This is a genomic window from Agathobacter ruminis, assembly GCF_002735305.1.
Classification (GTDB): Bacteria; Bacillota; Clostridia; order Lachnospirales; family Lachnospiraceae; genus Roseburia; species Roseburia ruminis.
This window is the reverse complement of record NZ_PDYG01000019.1, coordinates 1-22,224: the sequence shown is the minus strand read 5'-3', so window position 1 is coordinate 22,224 and position 22,224 is coordinate 1. Positions and strand designations below refer to the sequence as shown.

The following is a 22,224-nucleotide window of genomic DNA, read 5'->3' as shown; positions in this document are numbered from 1 at the left end:
AGTTACCCCTTTACTGCTCCGGACATTCCTTCGACATAGAATCGTTGGAGTGCCACAAATAAAATTACGATAGGCAGTGAAATCAGGAGTGCACCAGCGGCAAATTGCGTGTAATACGCATCAATTCTTCTAAAATCGGTCAACCAGTTCAAACCAAGTGCAACCGTATACTGAGATTGGTTGTCACCAAGCATCATGCTAGGGAAAATATAGTCGCCCCACGGTCCGATGAATGATGTCAGTACCGTATAGATGATAACCGGTTTTGACATCGGAATCGTGATTTTTGTGAAGACCTGCCACTTGGTTGCTCCGTCAAGCAAAGCTGCCTCATCAAGTGACTTCGGGATTGTATCAAAAAATCCCTTCACTATATAATACCCCATTGCGGCTCCGGCTGCATTAACCAAAATCAATGCACCGAGTGTCTGGGCAATACCGATTCCCTTTAAAATGTTATAGACAGCAACCATTGACATGAATCCAGGGAACATTCCGATGATCAGCATAATTTTCATCAACATCATTCGGCCACCGAATCTGGTCTTGCTCAAAGAAAAGGCTGTCATTAAAACAATCAGACTGGTCAGGATACAGTTACAGGTTGCAACCAGCAATGTGTTGGTCCACCACTTTCCGAAATGAATCAGAGAAGTATCCGAAAACAGCTGTACAAAGTTGTTAAAGGTCAATCCCTTCGGGAAGAAATAACCGACATAATATCCGCTCTCTGCACGGAATGCAGTCAGGATAATCCATGTAATCGGGAATAACCAGATCACACTCAAAATCGTAAGCAAAATGTATCCCGGATGCACTTTTGCGGTGCGCATTGCGCAGAACAAAGTGACGAATCCGCAAACAAGCATGATCCAGAATCCAAAGCCAAAATGCGATACCATAAACTTGTGTTCCAGCACATGTGCCTTGTCAAGCAGACTCTTTGAGCTAAACAAAGTAAATACGGTAAGTGCGGTCTCAAGCGCTGCAACAATGGAATAGCAGATTGCCATTTTGCGGCTCGGACGCATAAACAATGCAATGCCAACTCCAAGCAACACCAATGCCAGAACAGGAATCGCAAGATACAAAATCTTTCCGGTCACTCGCATGTCGGCCGTCAAAAGTTTTGGTAATAATCCAACCATATTTCTGTTGTGATCACCATCCTTGATGAATGGCAAAAACAGTGCAACAAAAAAGAGAAGGCCGGAAACCAGAGTTCCTTTTCGATATCCGATATTCATTCCGATTGTATGATTTGTATTCATTACTGGAATCCCTCCTCATCCTTAATTGCTTTTGATCGGCTGTATGTGATCAATGAGATGGTAGCGGACAAAACAAAGATAATAATTCCGAGTGCTGCCGCATAGTTAAAGTCGTTGTTGTCCTTGGTCAGCTTGTAAAGCCAGGTAACCAAAAGGTCTGTCTTTCCGGCGCCCTTGTAATAATCCAGTGTGCTCGGACCACCTCCGGTCATAAAGTAGATAACACCGAAATTATTGAAGTTACCAATCAAGTTGGTAATCAGATACGGGGTCGTGATAAAGAGCATATACGGGAATGTAATCTTCGTGAATGTCTTTACCGGTCCTGCGCCGTCAATCTTTGCACTCTCATACAATTCCTTTGGAATATTCATCAGAATTCCCGTTACCATCAGCATGGTTGCCGGAATACCGATCCAAAGATTGACAATGATAATGGTTACTTTTGCCCATGTTCCGTTTGTCAAAAACGGAAGTGCCTGCGTTGTGAATCCCCACTTCTGCAACAGCACGTTGATGATACCGTTGCTGCCAAGCATGGTCGATACGACAAGCAAAGATACGAATGCCGGAATCGCCATGGTAAGCATGAAGATTGTGCGCCAGATTTTCTTTCCGCGAATGCCGTCTGAATTGATCAGAATTGCGAGGAACATTCCAAGGAAATAGCATGAGAATGTCGCAATCACACCCCAGACAAGTGTCCAGCCGAGTACCGGCCAGAAGGTTGCGGAGATATTGTTATTTGCTGATAAAATCTGTCGGAAAGTCTCAAGTCCGACCCATTTAAACAGATTTCCCGGTGGCTGATGATTCGCATCGTAATTTGTAAATGCCATCAGGATCATATATATCAGTGGAGTAATGGTGAATACCAGTATTCCCACAAATGGAATCGCCAAAAATGTGCGATAAATTTTCTTATCCAATAAAGCTTTGCATTCATCCACAAATCCCGGAACATGATGTCCGTTTTCTTTGGCGATGCGCGCGCGTTCTCCCGATCCGACTGAAATAATCCAGACCGCAATGACTACCAGTGAATATACAATGGTAGCAACGCCGTAAAGGAGGAACAACATGGAATTGTCGCCCTGAGCGATTTCATAAATTCCGATTTCCTCATTAAATACCATCCCCTGTTCCTGTGTTCCAAGGGTAAGCAGATTTTCGATGTGATTCACACCGCTTGTAATCATAAAGATGATGTATGTAATTTCAATTGCGAGAAATGCCAGTCCTTTTACGATCTGTCCCCGCACCATGTTTGAAAGACCCCAAATGAGGTACGATATCTTCGAAAAGATATCGCCCTCACGGAAGGCCTTTATGAAAGTGATTTTTTTCATAAGGTTGTCCTGTTTTTTATTGTCTATTATTCAAACGCTTTTGTAGTTACGCTCTGTACCAGGCTATCCAAGCTTTCCTGCAGATTTGCCTTTGTAATTTCACCGTTTACGATTCCGGTTCCAAGTGCTTCTGCCGGAGTCCAGTATGCATTGATCTGAGAAATTGCCGGCTGAGGAGTTGCAAATTCTGTCTGAGCAAGAAGTGCACAGGTAGAAATGTCGCTCATGATGTCAGCATTGTCAGTCAATGAAAGTGCAGTTGGTGGAGTAGAGTTCTTCTGATAACGAAGTAACTGGTTCTCTTCATTTGCAAAGAACTCAGCAAGCTGCTGTGCTGCAAGAGGAGCGCTTGTGTTGCTCTTTACTGCGAAGCACTTGTAATCTGCAAAGTTGGAAAGGTTTGCGGTCTTACCTGCGATTTCAACGGTAGGAAGTGCAACTGCACCAAGGTCATCACCGAGTGCCTCAAGCAACTCAGGATATCCCCAGGTACCTGTACAGATTGCTCCGAGTTTGCCTTCCTTCATAAGGCTTCCTGCAATACCGTCCTTGTCCTCGATATATTTTGGATTGTTTACAAGGTCAATGATATATTCTCCGGCAGCAAGTCCGTTTGCATTGTTCCATGTACAATCATCAGGTGTGGTTCCGTCCTCTCCGAACAAAGTACATCCAGCTGCATAGAACCAAGCTTCGATATACCATGAGTTTGAAAGGCTGCAAGCGAAGTTGTAAGTATCATCGCCGAGGTCTTTTGCCATCATTGTCTCAAGAGACTTTACTTCCTCTGCATTGAAAAGCTTCTTGTTGTAGAACATGAACCATGAGTTTGGAGTAAATGGAACACCATATAATTCTCCGTTCATGGAGCAGGCATCCAAAGCACCCTCACTGTAAAGTCCTTTTAAAGTATCTGCATCATATGTAATTGGGTATACAAGACCTTCTTCTACCAGCTGTGGGATAGATCCTGAAGGCATAATGAATACATCAGCTGCATTATCCGGGTCAGTTTCCAACTGCTCAACCGACTCATCTACATTGATGATTGTAATTTCAAAGTCACACTTGTACTCCGGATGTGCTTCATCAAATCTTGCGCACATATCTTCGGTCAGTTCATAATCCTCTTCCGAAGTCCAAAGCTTTAAGCTTACTGCCTGTGGGTTCTCTGCGCTTGCTGCGTTGCCTGCAGGCTTCTGGGTGTTTGACTTGTCGCTTCCGCAGCCGGCAAAAGCGGTTACAGTCAAAGCAGACATCATTGTCAAAGCAAGTAGTCTTTTTCTCATTTCTCTTCCTCCAATAACTATAAGTTTAAAAGTTTTATAAACAGGGCGTCAGCTGCCGCCTATTTATCGAGTGATAATACATAATATTCCCACGGAGCAAAGGTCTGATCCTGCAACTCGGATCTGTCAATCTTTCTGCTCTTGGTCTCCGGTGCACCGTCTGCCTGTCCGTGAATCAAAACAGTTGCATTCGCATATTCCGCGAAGTCTGCTCCTTTTACATGCAATTCATTTTTGCTGAGATTGATCAGCACCACTACGGTGTCATCATCCTTGGTTCTCGAAAAAGCAACCATTGACTTGCTTCCGGTTTCAATTTCGGTAATCTCGCCGCCCGCTGTGCCTGCATATAATGCAGGATGATTTTTTCTCACCTCTGAAAGTGCCTTGATCAGCGGTCTGTAATCGGCCGTTCCCTTATCCCATGCAATCGTGTCTTTTTCCATAAATGCAATCGCATGATCATATCCGATTTCATCAGAACTGTATACCAGCGGCTGCCCCGGAATCGTGAACAAGTAAGTCCAGAATGCCGGAATCTCCTGCGTGCCAAAGTTCTCAACGATGGTTCCTTCGTAAGAATTCTTGTCATGATTGTCCAGGAAGTTCAAAGGATAGGTTCCTTCCGGATAATTCTTTCCAAGATACAGTCTCAACCGGTCTGCGGTTTTTGATCCGTTTGCAACCGCAACCATGTTGTCATACAAATCCCAGTTATAATTCTCATCAAATGCCTGATTCAATAAGGCTTTGGTCTTGCCATCCTCTGCCAGCATATAAACCGGTTTGATTTTGTCCAACTCGGTTCTCGCTTCTTCCCAGAAGTCAACCGGCACTCCGGTCGCATAATCGCATCGGAATCCATCCACATCGAATTCCTTGACCCAGTAGGCCATGCTGTCAATCATTTCCTTACGCATGTCCTTGTTGTCGAAATTCAAATCTGCGACATCCGGCCATCCCATATTCTTCGGGGAAATAATCTCGCCGTTTTCCTGTGTGTACCAATCCGGATGCTCTGTAATCCACTCGCAATCCCAACCTGTATGATTGGCAACCCAGTCCATCATGACATGCATCTCTTTTTCATGCGCCAGTTCGATCAGTTCTGCGAAATCCTCCTTGGTTCCGAATTCCGGATTAATTTCACAGTAATCCGTAATCGAATAGTAGGATCCGAGTTTTCCCGACCGTTTGGTCTCTGAAATCGGATGTACCGGCATCAGCCAGATAATATCGATTCCCATGTCCTTGATTTCGTCAAGATGTTCGGCAAAGGCGTCAATCGTGCCTTCCGGGGTATATTGGCGAATATTCACTTCATAAATTGCTGAAGCATTTGCCCACTCCGGTGCTTCGCCAGTCTCGCCTGTCACCTGTGTTTCCTTCCCGGTCTGTCCGCAGGAAGTAAGCATCAGCATTGCTGCAAGGATACCGATCCCAAAATTTCTTTTTCTCATAAATCGTTCTCCACTCTTTTGTTTTGCCATCTGTTAACGATATTTTTTCTCAATTCCGTTAACCGATTAACTAAGATGGAGTATAATTTGGTTTACCGGTAAAGTCAAGTACCCAATCCCAAGTTTGTCGCATTTTAACAGAAATTGCATTTCGCTTTTGTGCGCTTTTTACCCTCTTTTCGTTAATCGTTAAACTCGTAACGTACAAAAAAAGAGCATGGGAAGGCAGTAATTTCCCATGCTCAGGCTTCTTTTGATCCGATATCCTGTCTTTATACTCCGGTCTTCATCGGTGCAACCGAATCTCCGTCTTTTAATTCGACATCCAGAATAATATTGGCTGCCACATCCTTGCTGTCTTCCACCATCTGGAACAGCAGTTCCCCGGCTCGATTCGCTTTTTCCACTATATTCTGCGAAATGGAGGTCAGCTGTGGATATGCATAATCGCATTCCGGCAATCCGTCAAATCCAATGACTGAAATATCTTCCGGTATGCGCACTCCTGTCAGATGCAGACCCTTCATCACACCAAAGGCCAACAGGTCAGACATTGCCGCCACCGCGGTAAACTTCTTCTTGTCAAACGGAATCTGCTTTCCGACGCGCACCCCCTCTTCATAAAAGGTGCTCGCAATAAACACATTCTCTCCGGTAAATGGCACATTCTGCTCTTTGCATGCCTCGACAAATCCTTCATATCGTGAGCGAATAACTCCTGACTCCTCCATCTTCGGTGTCACAAATGCAATCTCGCGATGTCCCAGTCCAATCAGGTAACGCCCCATCAGATAGCCGCCCTTATGGTCGTCAATTCCGACATTTGCAATATCTTTTCTGGTATTATAGCTGTCTACAAACACCATCGGTACCTTCAGCTTTGCAAGAATGGCATCTTCTTCTTTGTCATATGGTCCCAGGAATACAATACCATCCACATTCCAGGTTGAAAACAGCGAAACCACTTCGCCGCATGCGCCCACACATCGCGTCATCATATAATACCCACGGCTGCGGATATATTTTTCCAAATGTGACAGCATATGCGCATAATACGGACTCGAAGCAAAATCATCATCATCTGACAGGTTCGGAATCACGACCGCAATGATCCGGCTCTTCTTACTGGCCAGACTTCGCGCCATGGCATTCGGACGATAATCATGCTCCTCAATAATTTTCATAACTCGCTCAATGGTCTCCTGAGACACTTTGTGATGGTTCCCATTGATTACATTCGATACGGTGACCGCACTGACACCGGCCTCACGGGCAATATCTTTCAGATTCATGTTGTCCCCCTTCATAGGTTAACTAGTTAACTATAACCCTATCATAGGCTTCCGCGAAAGTCAAACCCATGGGAGAGACTCAGATGTTCAAGTCTCGCTCGCGAGACTTGGCGCGAGATTTGCGTCAGCGTAGCTGACATATTTCATATGCAAATCTCTGTGCATCCTCGCGGAGCGTTTATCTCAGTCGGAGATTGTAATCCCGACTGAGATAATTCTCTGAAAAGTTATAAATTGGTATAACCCATGAGATAGGTATCCACTTCGCGGGCACAGGCGCGTCCTTCTGCGATAGCCCAGACCACGAGAGACTGGCCCCGGTGCATATCGCCTGCGGCGAAGTATTTGGTATCCGGGATACGATATGAATCAGGTGCGGTTGCAACGGTATTGCGCGGACCGCATTTGATGGAAAACGCATCCACTGTATAGGATTCGCAACCGGTGAAGCCTGCTGCAATCAAAAGCAGATCACATCGAATGGTCTTCTCGGTTCCTTCCACATATTCCGGTTTGCCATTTGCAAAAGAAACCTGTACAGTTTCGATTTGTTTGATGGCACCTTTTTTGTCCGGAATCACACGCTTAATTGTGGTTTCATAGACGCGGGGATCCCTGCCAAAGACATAGATGGACTCCTCATGACCGTAATCGACTTTCTCGATCTTCGGCCACTCCGGCCACGGATTTGAAGCCAGGCGCTCCTTCGGAGGCTTTGGCATCATCTCAAGTGCGGTGACGGACTTTGCCCCATGACGGATTGCGGTTGCGATACAGTCATTTCCGGTATCACCACCGCCGACAATCACCACATGTTTGCCGGCCGCATTGATATAACCGCCGGTTTCCTTAAAGGAAGCAACCGTATGATCCGGTGCTTTCATCAGTGCTTTCGTGGTTTGTGTCAGGAATTCGACTGCGGGAATAATATTCTTTACCTTCGCAGGATCTGCTGTATCAAGCATGCGTGCCTGCTTTGCGCCACAGCAAAAGACCAGCGCATCATATTCTTTTAGTCTTTCGTCCAGTTCCCGGTCCATACCGACATTACAGCCGGTATGGAAGCGAACGCCTTCTTTTTCCATCAGACTGCGACGACGGCGAATCACGGATTTGTCGAGCTTCATATTCGGAATGCCATACATCAGAAGACCTCCGACTTCGTCCTCACGCTCATAGACATCTACGACATGGCCTCTGTGATTTAATGTGTCGGCCACAGCCAGCCCTGCAGGACCGCTTCCGATGACCGCCACACGCTTTCCACTGCGGATTGCGGGGATTCGTGGTTTGATATAGCCTTTTTCAAAGGCCTGTTCAACCAGATATAGTTCATTGTCATGGATGGTAACCGCGTCTCCGCTCTGCCCGCACATGCATGCTTTTTCACACAATGCCGGACAGACACGCCCCGTGAATTCCGGGAAATTGCTGGTCTTTTGCAATCGTGAAAATGCATGTGCATCATGCTCACAACTGATTTCTCCGTTCCATTCCGGAATCAGATTGTGCAGCGGGCATCCTGTCACCATTCCGCTCAGATTCATCGCCGACTGGCAAAAAGGGACACCGCAATTCATGCACCGACCCGCCTGTTCAATTCGAACATCATGTTCAAGAGGTTTATGAAATTCATCAAAGTTAAGGATTCGCTCCTGTGGTGAAATGGTTCTGTTTCTAATTGCATTTTCCATCTTTCATTCTTCCTCTCTTACTCTGTCAGTTCTTTGAATGCTTCGAGCACCGCATGCTCATAATCAATGCCCTGCTCCTCATACTTACTGATTGCTGTCAGCATCTTCTGATAATCATTCGGTACAATCTTTTTGAAGTCCGGAATGTAATCTTCGAAATGATCCAGGACTTCCCGGCCAAACTGCGAACCGGTTTCTTTTACATAATCTTCGATAATCTGTCGCAATTCTGCGATATCATACTTTTCCGTCACCTCGCAAAGTGATGCCATATCCTTGTTCATGCGCAGATAAAGGGTATGCTCACGGTCGAGTACATAGGCAATTCCGCCGCTCATGCCGGCCGCAAAATTCTTTCCTGTCATGCCCAGAATCACAGCACGACCTCCGGTCATATATTCCAGTCCGTGATCACCGCAGCCTTCTGCGACGGCAACCGCACCGGAATTACGTACACAGAATCGCTCCCCTGCAATTCCGCAAACATAGGCCTTTCCGGCTGTTGCACCATAAAGTGCCACATTGCCGATGATAATATTTTCATGTGCCGGATAAGTTGCCAAATCGGACGGTTTCACAATCAGTTTTCCACCGGACAGGCCCTTTCCGAATCCGTCATTTGCATCACCGTCGAGACGCAGTGTCACTCCCTTCGGCAAAAATGCGCCAAAGGACTGGCCACCGCCGCCGTGTGCACAGACGCAAATGCTGTCATCCGCAAGGCTGTCTGCAAAATCCGCTGTCACTTTACTGCCCAACAATGTGCCGAAGCTTCTGTCTGTACTTGATATTTCCACCGAAAGATTCAGCGGTCCCGCACTTGTATTTTTCTTAAATTTTTCATAGGCCGGGATCAATACTTTTGCATCGAGTGTTTTTTCCAGTTCAAAATTATATGCAGCCTTGCTGTCAAAATGGGTATCTGTGCGGCCTGCATATTTCTGATCCAGGATACGACTCAAATCTGCAGCATCCTTGCAGCGCGCTTTCGGCACACTGCGCATGCACAGCGAATCGGTATGACCCACCATTTCTTCCACGGTTCTAAATCCCAGTTCGCTCATGATTTCGCGCAGTTGTCTCGCAACAAAGTGCATGAAATTCATTACATATTCCGGCTTGCCGCAGAAACGCTTACGCAATGTTTCATTCTGCGTTGCAATTCCGACAGGGCAGGTATCTTTTGAGCACACTCTCATCATCATACAGCCCATACATACAAGCGGTGCGGTTGCAAAACCGAATTCTTCCGCTCCAAGCAAAGCTGCGATGGCAACATCACGACCGGTCATTAATTTTCCGTCTGTTTCAAGTACCACGCGGCTTCTCAATCCATTGTCCATCAGCGACTGATGTGCTTCGCTGACGCCAAGCTCCCATGGCAGTCCCGCATGATGTACCGATGAAGACGGAGCAGCTCCCGTTCCTCCGTCATAACCTGACACCAGGATTACCTGTGCACCGGCTTTTGCAACGCCGGATGCAATGGTTCCGACACCTGCTTCCGATACGAGTTTTACCGAAATTCTTGCGCGGTCATTCGCATTTTTTAAGTCATAAATCAACTGTGCCAGATCTTCGATGGAATAAATATCATGATGTGGCGGAGGCGAAATCAATGCCACACCCGGAGTTGAAAATCGTGTTCCGGCCACCCATGGATAGACCTTCTTTCCCGGCAAATGACCACCTTCACCCGGCTTTGCGCCCTGTGCCATCTTAATCTGAATTTCGGATGCGCTCTGGAGGTATCGGCTTGTCACACCGAATCTTCCGGACGCCACCTGTTTTACTGCGCTGTTGCGCTCTGTTCCGAAGCGCGCAACATCCTCACCGCCTTCTCCGGTATTGGATTTGCCACCAAGTCTGTTCATTGCAATGGCCAGTGTCTCATGCGCCTCTTTTGACAATGAACCATAAGACATTGCTCCGGTCTGGAAACGCTTCACGATTTCGTCCTCCGATTCAATCTCCTCAATCGGAACCGGTTTCTTCGCCGGAACGAACGAAAGCAGGGCACGCAATGTATGCGGCCGGTTTTCATCATCAACCATCTGTGCATATTCTTTAAATCGCTCGTAATCACCTTCACGCACAGCGCGCTGAAGTGTCACAATTGTCTTCGGACTATACATATGATCTTCCTTGTCATCACCGTTCCTTAAAGAGTGGAATCCGATGGAATCAAGGCCGGTCTCTGTAGGTAAGCCAAGCGGATCAAATGCGCGATTATGACGCAATTCCACATCCTCTCCGATTTCTTCGATTCCGATGCCGCCCACACGGCTGGTAATTCCGGTGAAATAGCGGTCCACAAACTTTTGAGACAAACCAATTGCCTCAAAAATACGCGCAGACTGATACGACTGTAAGGTTGAGATTCCCATCTTGGCTGCAATTTTGACAACGCCTCCCAAAAGCGCCTTGTTGTAATCTTTGATTGCAGTATGATAATCCTTGTCAAGGATTCCGATATCAATCAGTTCGGAAATGCATTCATGAGCCAGATACGGATGAATCGCGCGGGCACCAAAGCCAAGCAGCGTTGCAATCTGATGTACATCTCGTGGCTCCGCACTCTCGAGAATGATTGACACTGCGGTTCTGCGCTTGGTCTGCACCAAATGTTGCTCCACGGATGATACCGCCAGGAGCGATGGAATCGGCATATGGTTTTCGTCCACACCACGGTCTGACAAAATAATAATATTCACTGCATCTGCCACAGCACGATCCACCGATACATTCAACTGTTCGAGTGCACGCTCAACCGGCGTATTCTTGTAATACAAAAGCGAAATTTTTCTCACGCGAAATCCCGGCTGGTCCAATGCTTCCATTTTCATCAGATCCACACCGGTCAAAATCGGATTTTGCACTTCAAGCACACGGCAATTGTCACTCTTTTCTTTTAAGAGATTTCCATCCGAACCGATATATACAGTTGTATCTGTTACGACTTTCTCACGCAGCGAATCAATCGGCGGATTCGTCACCTGCGCAAACAGCTGCTTGAAGTAGCAAAACAGCGGTTGATGGTGTCCGGACAGCATCGCAAGCGGTACATCGGTTCCCATCGACACAGTTGGTTCTACCCCATTCATTGCCATCGGCAGAATCTGCTCTTTCACATCCTCATAGGAATAACCGAATACTTTATATAATTTATCGCGCATTTCCTGTGAATGGGTCGGAATTTTGCGATTCGGTATACTCAGCTGATCCAGCTTCAGCAAATAGCGATCAAGCCATTCCCCGTATGGCTTTGCCTTTGCATATCTCTCTTTACATTCTTCATCCGAAATGATTCTGCCCTCTACGGTATCAACCAAAAGCATATGTCCCGGTGACAGGCGGGATTTGCATTCGATCAGTTCATCCGGAATGTCGAGAACGCCAACTTCGGACGCCAGAATCAGGCGTCCGTCTTTTGTCACATAATAACGGGAAGGTCGCAACCCGTTTCGATCCAGGGTTGCACCAAACAATTCTCCATCCGTGAACAGGACTGCTGCCGGTCCGTCCCACGGTTCCATCATTGTCGCATAATAATGATAAAAATCTTTTCGTTCCTGCGCCATGAAATCGTTGTGTGTCCACGGCTCCGGAATCGTCAGCATCATTGCCAGCGGAAGCGGCATGCCGTTCATATACAAAAATTCCAGCGTGTTATCGAGCATCGCCGAATCCGATCCGGACGAAGCGATGACAGGATATACCTTTCCGAGTTCTCCTCCGAACACTTCAGAAGACATGGTCTCCTCACGGGCAAGCATACGGTCACTGTTACCGCGAATGGTATTAATTTCACCATTATGGGCAATCATTCTGTATGGATGTGCGCGTTGCCATGACGGAGTGGTATTGGTCGAGAAACGGCTATGCACAAGTGCAATGGCAGTTTTATAATCTTCCTCCATCAAATCTTCATAGAAGCGGCGCAGCTGTCCAACCAGAAACATTCCCTTATATACGATGGTTCTTGAAGAAAAAGAACAAATATACGTATCCTCTGACGACTTTTCATACTCGCGTCGCAGACAGTAAAGTCTGCGCTCGAATGCCATACCTGCTTCTGCATCTTCCGGTCGTTCAATGAAGCATTGGCTGATATAAGGCATACAATTTTTTGCCGCCTCGCCCAGGATTTCCGGATGAATTTCCACATCACGCCAGCCAAGCACATGCAGATTTTCTTTCTGTGCAATCACTTCGAGCATTCGCTTGGCAAACATTCGTTTCATGGCATCCTGTGGCAGATAAAACATACCGATTCCGTAATCCCCGGCATTTTTTAATTCAATCCCGATTTCTTTTGCCTTGCGTGCAAAAAAATCATGTGAAATCTGAACCAGAATACCAACACCATCGCCGACTTTTCCGCTTGCGTCTTTTCCTGCACGATGTTCCAGTTTTTCAACAATCGAAAGTGCATCATCCAGGACGCGATGATCCGCATGTCCATCAATATTAATTACCGCTCCGATTCCACAGGCATCGTGGTCATTCATCCAAGTTTTCATTCTTTCCCGTTTTCCTTCCTAAATATCTACCTTTATATGCATTGATTAACGCAAAGAGAATAACATCTGGCCGTAGGTCGGATAGCTCAGATACTTCTCCGGAATCAATGCTTCTGCCTCATCGGCATATTTGCGCAATACATCCATATCCGCAAGAATTGTCTGCTGATAGAACTGTGCAGTCTCAAGTCCATCCTCTTTCTGTTCCGCAAGCTGTGTATCTCCTGCAAGTTTTTCCAAAGCTTCCTGCATTGCAGTTCCTGCCGCATCCAGTTTTTCGAGAAGGGACAGCTCCATGGTGCAGGCGCTTGCTGACAGAAGCTGCTTCTTTTGCATTGCCTCATGGCTCAAATCGTTCTGATATGCAATCAGGCCTTCGGTCAAATCTTTGCGTACCATTTCCTGCATGGTCAAAGATTCGATATGGATGGACTTTGCATAATTTTCAAGCAAAATCTCATAGCGTGAATACAATTCCTCTTTTGTAAAAATATGATGTTTGGTAAAGAGTTCAACCGATTCTTCTTTGATCCAATATGGCATTGCATCCGGAAGAGACTTCAGATTCAACAGTCCGCGCTTTGCAGCTTCCTCTACCCAGCTTTCGGTATATCCGTTTCCGTTGAACAACACTCTCTTATGCTTGCTTAAAATATCCTGCAACATGGAAAGGACAAATGCTTTCTGATCGTCTCCCTTATAGGATTCCAGTTTCTCGTAAATGCGTGTCAATTCTTCTGCCACCGCTGTATTCAATACGATATTTGCGTTTGCAACAGATACTGCGGAACCCGGCATACGGAACTCAAATTTGTTTCCGGTAAATGCAAATGGAGATGTACGGTTTCTATCTGTATTGTCCTTTGTGAAGTGTGGCAGTACAGTTGCGCCCATAGCCATCTGTACTTTTCCCGCGCTCTGATAAGCCTGACCTTCTTCCACACTCTTTAATAAATCTGCAAGTTCGTCTCCTACGAAGATGGAAATAATTGCAGGTGGTGCCTCATTTCCGCCAAGTCGATGGTCATTGCCTGCAGAAGCAACAGACAGACGAAGAATTGGTGCATATTCATCCACTGCCGCAATCACTGCCATAAGGAATACCAAAAACGGAATGTTCTCGCCCGGATTCTTCCCCGGATCGAGCAGGTTCATACCTGTATCGGTACATACAGACCAGTTGTTATGCTTTCCCGAACCATTGATTCCCTCAAATGGCTTTTCATGTAAGAGGCAGGCGAAATTATGCTTGTCCGCAACTTTCTTCATCACTTCCATCGTCAGCTGGTTGTGGTCCACCGCGATATTTGCGGTTTCAAAAACAGGTGCAAGTTCATGCTGTGACGGAGCCACCTCGTTGTGCTTTGTCTTTGCCGGAATGCCGAGTCTCCATAATTCCTCATCGAGATCGTGCATATATGCGGATACCTTTGGCTTGATCACACCAAAGTAATGATCCTCCATCTCCTGTCCCTTTGTTGCCGGTGCACCGATCAGCGTTCTGCCGGTGAAAAGCAGATCCTTTCTCTTCTTGTAATATTCCTTATCAATGAGGAAGTATTCCTGTTCAGAACCGATTGTGGTATTGACGCGCTGCACATCCTTATAACCAAGTGCATGCAATACTTTCACTGCTTCCTGGGAAAGCGCTTCCATGGAACGCAAAAGCGGAGTCTTCTTGTCAAGTGCTTCTCCGCCGTAAGAACAGAATGCGGTTGGAATGTACAACGATCCGTCCTTGATAAATGCAGGTGAAGAAGGATCCCATGCTGTATATCCGCGCGCCTCAAAGGTTGCACGCAAACCGCCTGAAGGGAAGCTCGACGCATCCGGTTCCCCTTTCACCAGTTCTTTTCCCGAAAATTCCATAATAATGGTTCCGTTCTCACAAGGAGAGATAAAACTGTCATGCTTCTCTGCGGTCAAACCGGTCATCGGCTGAAACCAGTGTGTGAAATGTGTGGCACCATTCTCGATTGCCCACTCTTTCATGGTTGCGGCAACGCAGTTTGCCACATCGAGTTCAAGATGTGTTCCTTTCTCAATGGTCTTGTGGACAGCCTTATAGGTGTCCTTCGGAAGGCGCTCACGCATCACCTTGTCGTTAAATACCAAACAACCAAATTCTTCTGTCAATTTACTAGCTTCCATCTTTTTCCTCCTATTGTCCGGATAATCCGTAATTTGAAAGTACACGTGCCGAAGGATCGTTGACATTACATCCTTCCCACGATTTATTTGGCATCCAAAAATCTACCACCATCTGTGATTGATTCGGATAATATTGTTCAAACAGTTCACGATACAGCAACGATTCCTTCGTAAACGGTGTCGCATGAGAATATTTCCTGCATGCTTCTTCAAATTCCATGTCACTGTATCTGCTTTGCGCATAATCGATGAGATCATCTCGCAGAGAATGGCCTACCGCATCCGAAAATGCTGCCTTCTCGCGCATCAAAATCTCATGTGGAATCACCGCATCTTTTTCAAAGGCTTTTCTCAACAGATATTTGCCGATTCCATAATGATTCCGCTTCTTTTCCGGATCAATTGCCATTACATAATCCACAAAATCCAAATCGCCAAACGGTACACGGGCCTCGAGTGAATTTACGCTGATACAGCGATCTGCACGAAGCACATCATACATATGAAGCTCACGCACACGCTTTTGCGCTTCCTCCTGAAATGCTTCTGCCGACGGCGCAAAATCTGTATATTTATATCCAAAGATTTCATCCGAAATTTCTCCGGTCAAAACCACTTTGATATCCGTATTTTCATGAATCCATTTGCAAAGCAGATACATACCGATTGATGCTCGCACGGTTGTAATATCATAGGTACCCAGTGCTGCAATCACCGGTTCCAGTGCATCGATGACATCCTGTCTGCTGATTATCACCTCATGATGGTTACTGTGAATGTAGTCTGCAACGGTTCTTGCATATTTCAAATCGATTGCATCCTCATCCATTCCGATTGCAAATGTTTCGATTGGATGATCTGCCAGTCTGGCAGCCACGCCGCATACCAGCGAAGAATCCAATCCTCCGGAGAGAAGAAATCCAACCTTCTCATCGGCCTCCAGTCTCTTTTCAATTCCACGACACAGCTTGTCATGAATCTGTTCTGTGATTGCATCGAGATCCGAATCCGCCTTTTGCCTTGCCTCGGTCATATCGCGATAGCAAACAAACTCGCCGTTGTCATAATAATGTCCCGGCGGAAACGGCATGATTTTGTCGCACACTCCGACCAGATTCTTTGGTTCAGATGCAAACAGGATTGCTCCTGCTTTGTCATAGCCGTAATACAATGGACGAATTCCAATCGGATCACGCGCTGCAACAAAGCAGTTTCTGTCACCGTCATAAATCACACATGCAAATTCCGCATCCAGGAGTGCAAACATTTTGCACCCCAAACGTTCATACAACGGCAACAGTATTTCACAATCACTTTCACTCACAAAATGTTCTCCGAGATTCTTCAGATATTCTTTTAAATATTTGAATCCGTAAATCTCTCCGTTGCAAACCACCTTATGCTTTCGATATGAAAACGGCTGCATTCCGGCTTCATTCAATCCCATAATCGCCAGACGGTTAAAGCCGAGCCATCCTGCACCGGTTTTCTCTGTTCGGGACATATCCGGTCCACGCGAATGTGTCCGGTTCAACAATTCTTCAAACACTTCACCGGATATTTCCGCATCCGCATAAGTTAGTATTGCGCACATTTGATTTCCTCCTTATTCAACATCTGCAAGTGCTGCAGGTCCTTCCTCTCCGGTACGGATCTTCACAACATTATCAAGGCTGTATACAAAAATCTTTCCATCTCCGATATGTCCGGTGTAAAGTGCCTTCTTGGCAGCATCAATGACATCCGATACCGGAATCTTGCTAACAACCACTTCCAATTTAATCTTAGGAAGCAGAGTCGCATCCATTTCTACTCCACGATACATTTCTCCGGAGCCCTTCTGAACACCGCATCCCATTACCTGGGTTACCGTCATTCCCATGACACCGAGTTCATTCATTGCACGACGCAGCTTGTCATAGCGGGAAAGCTTTGCAATAATAACAACTTTGTAAATATTCGAACCAGGTACCGGTGCAGATACAACCGGAACTGCTGCATCATAATCGTCTACTCCAATGTCTGTATTTTCATTGATTGACATGTTCAATGTATTTGATACATCCATGATTGCAAATCCTGAATAAGCAGATGCAAGGCCATGCTCTGTCTCATCCAGACCGAGGATTTCCTCCTCTTCGCTGACACGAAGTCCCATAATCTTTTTGATTGCAAAAAATGTAATGCCGATTGTCACAACGGTCCATGCTGCTGTTGCAAGCATTCCGAGTGCCTGAATTCCAAGGAGTTTGAATCCGCCGCCATAGAACAATCCTACAAGCTGGTTTCCGGATGCATCGGCGATGGAATATCCCGGTGCACTGGATGTTGCAAATAAGCCGACAGCAAGTGTACCCCAGATTCCGTTTAAGCAATGTACTGCGACAGCACCTACCGGATCATCCACATGAAGCTTGTAATCCAGGAACCATACTCCGAAGCAAACCAAAAGTCCGGCAACAATACCGATGATAATAGAACCCAATGCATCAACCGCATCACATGGTGCTGTGATTGCTACCAGTCCTGCCAAAGATGCATTCAGACACATTGATACATCCGGCTTCTTATATTTGATCCAGGTGAAAATCATACATGTTACAGTTGCGAGTGCCGGAGCAATGGTGGTTGTCACAAACACACTGCCAAGCTGTTCTACAGAGGTGCAGGCTGCACCGTTGAATCCGTACCATCCAAGCCAGAGGATGAATACGCCAAGTGATGCTGCCACGAGATTATGTCCCGGGAATGCATTTACTTTTGTTACCTTACCGCTCTTATCTCGTTCATACTTGCCAATACGAGGTCCAAGAATTGCTGCTCCGATCAAAGCCGAAATACCGCCGACCATGTGGATACAGTTGGAACCTGCAAAATCGTGGAAGCCGAGTTGGGAAAGCCAGCCGCCTCCCCATGTCCAATGCGCTTCCACCGGATAAATGATTGCGGAAATCACGGCCGAATAGACACAGTACGATAAAAACTTCGTACGCTCTGCCATTGATCCGGAAACAATTGTTGCCGTAGTCGCACAAAAAACTAAATTAAAAACAAAATTCGACCAGTCGAAATCCGCATAATTGCTGAAAATATCGAATCCCGGTTTTCCGATGAATCCTACGAGATCTTCTCCCAAAAACAATCCAAAACCGATTAAAATAAAGACAACCGTTCCGATACAGAAATCCATCAGATTCTTCATAATGATATTTCCTGTATTCTTTGCCCTTGTAAATCCGGCTTCACACATTGCAAATCCGGCCTGCATCCAAAATACCAATGCTGCGCCGATCAAAAACCAAACGCTAAATACTTGTTCATTCATATGCTTTCTCCTCTCGCACTTCATTATTTGTCTGCTTCGGGCCCAAAACAGAAAAAGCGCCTCAGAGTTCTTCTTTCAGAAGTTCTCCAAGACGCCTTTGTCTTCATGGCTATGAATTCTACTTGACCCCGGTCTGTTCGTCAAGTCATCTTTCAATTTGCTTATTAAATTAATTTTTTCTTTTCAAAACATAATTTTAAAAACTTTCTTCCATGATTTATTAAGATTTTTAAATCTGTTCCATAAGATTGACCATCTCGATTGCGGACAGTGCACAGTCATACCCCTTGTTTCCTGCCTTGCTTCCGGCTCTTGCAATTGCCTGTTCAATATTCTCTGTCGTTACGATTCCAAACAGCACCGGCATATGTTGCTGCAGAGAAATCTGTGCAATGCCTTTTGAAACTTCGTTGCAGACATAATCATAGTGTGATGTCTGCCCCCGAATTACCGTGCCAAGACAAATAATGGCATCATATTTGCCGCTCATGGCCAGTTTCTGTGCTACGGTAGGGATTTCAAACGCTCCCGGAACCCAGGCTGCAGTGATATTGTCCTCCTGCACGCCATGGCGCACCAGACCGTCCACAGCTCCGCCCAACAATTTGTTGACGATAATCTCGTTAAATCTGGAAGCGACAATCGCCACCTTCATTCCTTCTTTTGCGACAAGTTTGCCTTCGAGTAAATTGATTTCTTTCATGTTTGTTCTCCTTATTGTTCTGTTTTAGACGAATCTTCGCTATCCCACCTGAATCTGCCGGAAAATATGTCCCATTTTTTCCTGCTTGGTCTTCAAGTATTTGCGGTCGAATTGCTGTGGTTCAATTTCAATCGGAACACGCTCCAGAATATCCAGGCCGAATCCGTCCAGTCCGTAAACCTTGTCCGGATTATTGGTCATCAGACGCAAACTCTTGGCGCCCAAATCGCGCAAAATCTGAGCCCCTACCCAATACTCGCGTAAATCCGGTGCGAATCCGAGTTTTACATTTGCCTCCACTGTGTCAAATCCCTGCTCCTGCAATGCATATGCTTTGATTTTATTAATCAGTCCAATTCCGCGTCCTTCCTGTCTCATATACAAAATCACACCACGACCTTCCTGCTCAACCAGCTCCATTGCTTTTTGCAACTGCTTTCCGCAATCACATTTCATCGAGCCGAATGCATCTCCTGTCAGGCATTCCGAATGTACACGACAAAGCAGATTTTCACCATCTCCAATGTCGCCCTTGACCAAAGCCACATGATGCTCTCCTGTCAGCTGGTTGATATAGCCATACATTTCAAATTCGCCCTGTTCCGTCGGTAATTTTGCTTTTGCCTCACAGACAACATGCTTCTCATGGATGCGACAATAATTTTGCAGGTCGGCAATTGTGATAAATTTCATATCATATTGCTGCGCAATCTCCCACAATTGCGGGGTTCTCATCATTGTGCCGTCCTCATTCATGATTTCACAGCAGACGCCAACCTGTCGAAGTCCCGCAAGTCTCATCAGATCAACTGTAGCTTCCGTATGCCCATTTCGCACCAGCACACCACCCTTTTTTGCAATCAGTGGAAATACATGGCCCGGGCGGCGAAAATCATCCGCAGTCGCAGTTTCAGATGCCAGGGCACGCATAGTCAGTCCCCGTTCCTGTGCGGAGATTCCCGTTGTCGTATCCATATGATCCACAGAAACCGTAAAAGCTGTTCCGTGATTGTCCCGATTGATTGCAACCATCGGTTCAAGATTGAGCCGCTGTGCCTCCTCCATACTCATCGGGGTACAGATCAATCCCCTTCCGTATTTTGCCATAAAATTAATATTTTCCTGTGTCGCGAATTCTGCTGCACAGATAAAGTCTCCTTCGTTTTCGCGATCCGGATCATCTGTACACAGGATGATTTTTCCGGCTTTTAATTCTTCGATTGCCTGCTCAATTGTTGCATATTCCATTTGCTTTACCTCATTTTCTCAGAAAATTTTCTTAGAAACCGTATTCTTCCAGGAATTCCATGGTCAGACCGCTCTCATTTTCCCCGACACCCAGTAATCGCGCGACATATTTGCCAATGATATCATTTTCCAGATTGACCTTGTCCCCAACTTTTCGATTGCCCATCGTCGTCTGTGCGCGCGTGGTCGGAATCACGGAAACGCTGAAGGTATCCGGACTGCAATTTGCGACGGTCAGACTGATTCCGTCTACTGTCACAGAGCCTTTCTCAACAATATATTTCATAATTTCCGGCTTTGCATGAATGCGATACCAATATGCATTTTCCTCTCGCGTAATGGATTCAATGACTCCGGTTCCATCAATATGACCAGACACAATATGACCACCCAGACGATCGGACAATGATAGGGCACGCTCAAGATTCACCGATTCCCCAACTTCAATCTGTGACAATGCGCTTCGTCTTGTCGTCTCCGCCATCACATCTGCCGTAAAGCAGCATTCGCATAAATCGGTCACTGTCAGACAGATGCCGTTGACCGCAATACTGTCTCCGCATTTTGTTCCTTTCAAAACTGTATGACATGCGATTTTGATTCGTCCCGAGCTGCCTCCTTTGCGAAATTCCTGTACAATTCCTGTTTCTTCTACAATACCTGTAAACATTTTTTACCCCTGACTAAATTCCAAATAACCTTATAACTACAATACTATTCCCTTTTGGTATATACGATGCATACATCGCCATCCGACATCGCCGTTGCCGACTGCAATCGCATCCGTTCGGCCATCATGGGATCATTAATTTCCAATGATGCAACCGGTGAGATTCCATCCGCCCCCAAAAAGAACGGAGCCATATATATGATCAGTTCATCGACTGCCTGTGCCTTATAAAAAGCCGCATTGACCGTTCCACCTCCTTCCACGAGTATACTGTCGATGTTTCTGGTTCCAAGCCAATCCAGCACAAATTGGATTTCTTCTTCCGGATGCACAATCGTCTGTGGCACAACCAACACCTCTATGCCGGCCGTCTCAAGAGCCTCCTTTCGCTCCCCAAAAGTCTTCTGTTCCTTTCCCGGTGCGTCTGCATTTTCTTTGGCAACCACAATCGTAGGCTGCTCCCATGCGCTTCTGACAATTTGACTGCTCATCGGGATTCGAAGCATATGATCCAATACCACGCGAACCGGATCACGTCCTCCCGAATATCTGCAATTCAGACGCGGATCATCCGCCAGAACCGTATTGACTCCAACCAGAATCGCCATGCGTTCACCTCGCAGTTTTTGGACTTCAGCTCTGGATTTTTCAGAAGAAATCCACTTTGCATTGCCTGTCTGGGAAGCAATTTTACCGTCTGCCGTCTGCGCGAATTTCATCGTAACATATGGCCGTTTCGTCTTGACGAAATGAAAAAATACCGGATTTAACCGGTCGCATTCTTCTTTCATAAAGTCTTCGACCACAGTAATATTCGCTTTTCGCAATTGTTCAATCCCTTTTCCGGATACAAGCGGATTCGGATCCCTCGATCCGATAACGACACAGGCTACTTTTGCCTGTATCAGTGCTTCTGTGCACGGTGGCTGTTTTCCATGATGGCAGCATGGTTCTAATGTCACATAGACAGTTGCATTTTCCGCATTTTCTCCTTCCGGAATTGACTGCAATGCTTCGCGCTCCGCATGCAAATTCCCGTAGGACCGGTGATACCCTTTTCCAATCACACGGCCTTCTTTGACAATCACTGCACCCACCTGCGGATTCGGATGGACATGTCCGCCACCTCTTTGCGCAAGTTCAATTGCCATGCGCATATACGCTTTGTTCAGTTCCACTATTTCACCTCCAATTCAAGTCTCGCTCGCGAGACTTGGCGCGAGATTTGCGTCAGCGTAGCTGACATATT

The 22,224-nt window shown here is 46.2% G+C and carries 14 protein-coding genes; all 14 read right to left on the bottom strand.

The window, feature by feature from the left end; translation table 11 throughout:
• Nucleotides 1-2: 2 nt before the first annotated feature.
• Nucleotides 3-1,271: a sugar ABC transporter permease gene (locus tag CSX02_RS05160; RefSeq protein WP_242970417.1), complete on the bottom strand. Its 1,269-nt coding sequence runs from the start codon at nucleotides 1,269-1,271 to the stop codon at nucleotides 3-5.
• Complete coding sequence (locus tag CSX02_RS05155) at nucleotides 1,271-2,620, bottom strand: carbohydrate ABC transporter permease (protein WP_051638063.1); 1,350 nt, start codon at nucleotides 2,618-2,620, stop codon at nucleotides 1,271-1,273. The genes CSX02_RS05160 and CSX02_RS05155 overlap by 1 nt, the downstream gene beginning before the upstream one ends.
• A gap of 26 nt (nucleotides 2,621-2,646) precedes the next feature.
• Nucleotides 2,647-3,909: an extracellular solute-binding protein gene (locus CSX02_RS05150; protein ID WP_099385866.1), complete on the bottom strand. Its 1,263-nt coding sequence runs from the start codon at nucleotides 3,907-3,909 to the stop codon at nucleotides 2,647-2,649.
• Between the two features lie 59 nt (nucleotides 3,910-3,968).
• Nucleotides 3,969-5,369 (bottom strand): alpha-amylase family glycosyl hydrolase, encoded by a 1,401-nt coding sequence (locus tag CSX02_RS05145; protein ID WP_189281352.1) that lies wholly within the window; start codon nucleotides 5,367-5,369, stop codon nucleotides 3,969-3,971.
• A gap of 272 nt (nucleotides 5,370-5,641) precedes the next feature.
• On the bottom strand, nucleotides 5,642-6,661 hold the full coding sequence (locus tag CSX02_RS05140) for a LacI family DNA-binding transcriptional regulator (protein WP_031546462.1): 1,020 nt from the start codon (nucleotides 6,659-6,661) through the stop codon (nucleotides 5,642-5,644).
• A gap of 227 nt (nucleotides 6,662-6,888) precedes the next feature.
• The gene (locus CSX02_RS05135; protein ID WP_099385864.1) at nucleotides 6,889-8,355 is read right to left on the bottom strand and encodes a glutamate synthase subunit beta; all 1,467 of its coding nucleotides are present in this window, start codon (nucleotides 8,353-8,355) and stop codon (nucleotides 6,889-6,891) included.
• 17 nt (nucleotides 8,356-8,372) lie between these two features.
• Nucleotides 8,373-12,878 (bottom strand): glutamate synthase large subunit, encoded by a 4,506-nt coding sequence (gene gltB / locus CSX02_RS05130; protein WP_099385863.1) that lies wholly within the window; start codon nucleotides 12,876-12,878, stop codon nucleotides 8,373-8,375.
• Nucleotides 12,879-12,923: 45 nt separating this feature from the next.
• The gene (locus CSX02_RS05125; RefSeq protein ID WP_099385862.1) at nucleotides 12,924-15,029 is read right to left on the bottom strand and encodes a glutamine synthetase III family protein; all 2,106 of its coding nucleotides are present in this window, start codon (nucleotides 15,027-15,029) and stop codon (nucleotides 12,924-12,926) included.
• Nucleotides 15,030-15,039: 10 nt separating this feature from the next.
• Nucleotides 15,040-16,623: an asparagine synthase B gene (gene asnB, locus CSX02_RS05120; RefSeq protein ID WP_099385861.1), complete on the bottom strand. Its 1,584-nt coding sequence runs from the start codon at nucleotides 16,621-16,623 to the stop codon at nucleotides 15,040-15,042.
• 12 nt (nucleotides 16,624-16,635) lie between these two features.
• Nucleotides 16,636-18,354 (bottom strand): ammonium transporter, encoded by a 1,719-nt coding sequence (locus CSX02_RS05115; protein WP_099385860.1) that lies wholly within the window; start codon nucleotides 18,352-18,354, stop codon nucleotides 16,636-16,638.
• A 229-nt stretch (nucleotides 18,355-18,583) separates the two neighbouring features.
• Nucleotides 18,584-19,057 carry a 6,7-dimethyl-8-ribityllumazine synthase gene (gene ribH / locus CSX02_RS05110; protein ID WP_099385859.1) on the bottom strand — a complete coding sequence of 158 codons (474 nt, stop codon included), beginning with the start codon at nucleotides 19,055-19,057 and terminating at the stop codon, nucleotides 18,584-18,586.
• 39 nt (nucleotides 19,058-19,096) lie between these two features.
• Entirely contained in the window at nucleotides 19,097-20,305 is a 1,209-nt protein-coding gene (locus tag CSX02_RS05105) for a bifunctional 3,4-dihydroxy-2-butanone-4-phosphate synthase/GTP cyclohydrolase II (RefSeq protein ID WP_099385858.1), read from the bottom strand.
• Between the two features lie 31 nt (nucleotides 20,306-20,336).
• The gene (locus CSX02_RS05100) at nucleotides 20,337-20,975 is read right to left on the bottom strand and encodes a riboflavin synthase (RefSeq protein WP_099385857.1); all 639 of its coding nucleotides are present in this window, start codon (nucleotides 20,973-20,975) and stop codon (nucleotides 20,337-20,339) included.
• Nucleotides 20,976-21,019: 44 nt separating this feature from the next.
• Nucleotides 21,020-22,153: a bifunctional diaminohydroxyphosphoribosylaminopyrimidine deaminase/5-amino-6-(5-phosphoribosylamino)uracil reductase RibD gene (gene ribD, locus CSX02_RS05095; protein ID WP_242970416.1), complete on the bottom strand. Its 1,134-nt coding sequence runs from the start codon at nucleotides 22,151-22,153 to the stop codon at nucleotides 21,020-21,022.
• Nucleotides 22,154-22,224 lie beyond the last annotated feature (71 nt).

Excerpts from the sequence above, each read along its gene's own strand:
- CSX02_RS05145 (WP_189281352.1), bottom strand. The coding sequence starts at position 5,369 with ATGAGAAAAAGAAATTTTGGGATCGGTATCCTTGCAGCAATGCTGATG.
- CSX02_RS05150 (WP_099385866.1), bottom strand. The coding sequence starts at position 3,909 with ATGAGAAAAAGACTACTTGCTTTGACAATGATGTCTGCTTTGACTGTA.
- asnB (WP_099385861.1), bottom strand. The coding sequence starts at position 16,623 with ATGTGCGCAATACTAACTTATGCGGATGCGGAAATATCCGGTGAAGTG.
- CSX02_RS05155 (WP_051638063.1), bottom strand. The coding sequence starts at position 2,620 with ATGAAAAAAATCACTTTCATAAAGGCCTTCCGTGAGGGCGATATCTTT.
- CSX02_RS05105 (WP_099385858.1), bottom strand. The coding sequence starts at position 20,305 with ATGGAATATGCAACAATTGAGCAGGCAATCGAAGAATTAAAAGCCGGA.
- CSX02_RS05140 (WP_031546462.1), bottom strand. The coding sequence starts at position 6,661 with ATGAATCTGAAAGATATTGCCCGTGAGGCCGGTGTCAGTGCGGTCACC.
- CSX02_RS05135 (WP_099385864.1), bottom strand. The coding sequence starts at position 8,355 with ATGGAAAATGCAATTAGAAACAGAACCATTTCACCACAGGAGCGAATC.
- CSX02_RS05160 (WP_242970417.1), bottom strand. The coding sequence starts at position 1,271 with ATGAATACAAATCATACAATCGGAATGAATATCGGATATCGAAAAGGA.
- gltB (WP_099385863.1), bottom strand. The coding sequence starts at position 12,878 with ATGAAAACTTGGATGAATGACCACGATGCCTGTGGAATCGGAGCGGTA.
- ribH (WP_099385859.1), bottom strand. The coding sequence starts at position 19,057 with ATGAAAGAAATCAATTTACTCGAAGGCAAACTTGTCGCAAAAGAAGGA.
- CSX02_RS05115 (WP_099385860.1), bottom strand. The coding sequence starts at position 18,354 with ATGAATGAACAAGTATTTAGCGTTTGGTTTTTGATCGGCGCAGCATTG.
- CSX02_RS05100 (WP_099385857.1), bottom strand. The coding sequence starts at position 20,975 with ATGTTTACAGGTATTGTAGAAGAAACAGGAATTGTACAGGAATTTCGC.
- CSX02_RS05125 (WP_099385862.1), bottom strand. The coding sequence starts at position 15,029 with ATGGAAGCTAGTAAATTGACAGAAGAATTTGGTTGTTTGGTATTTAAC.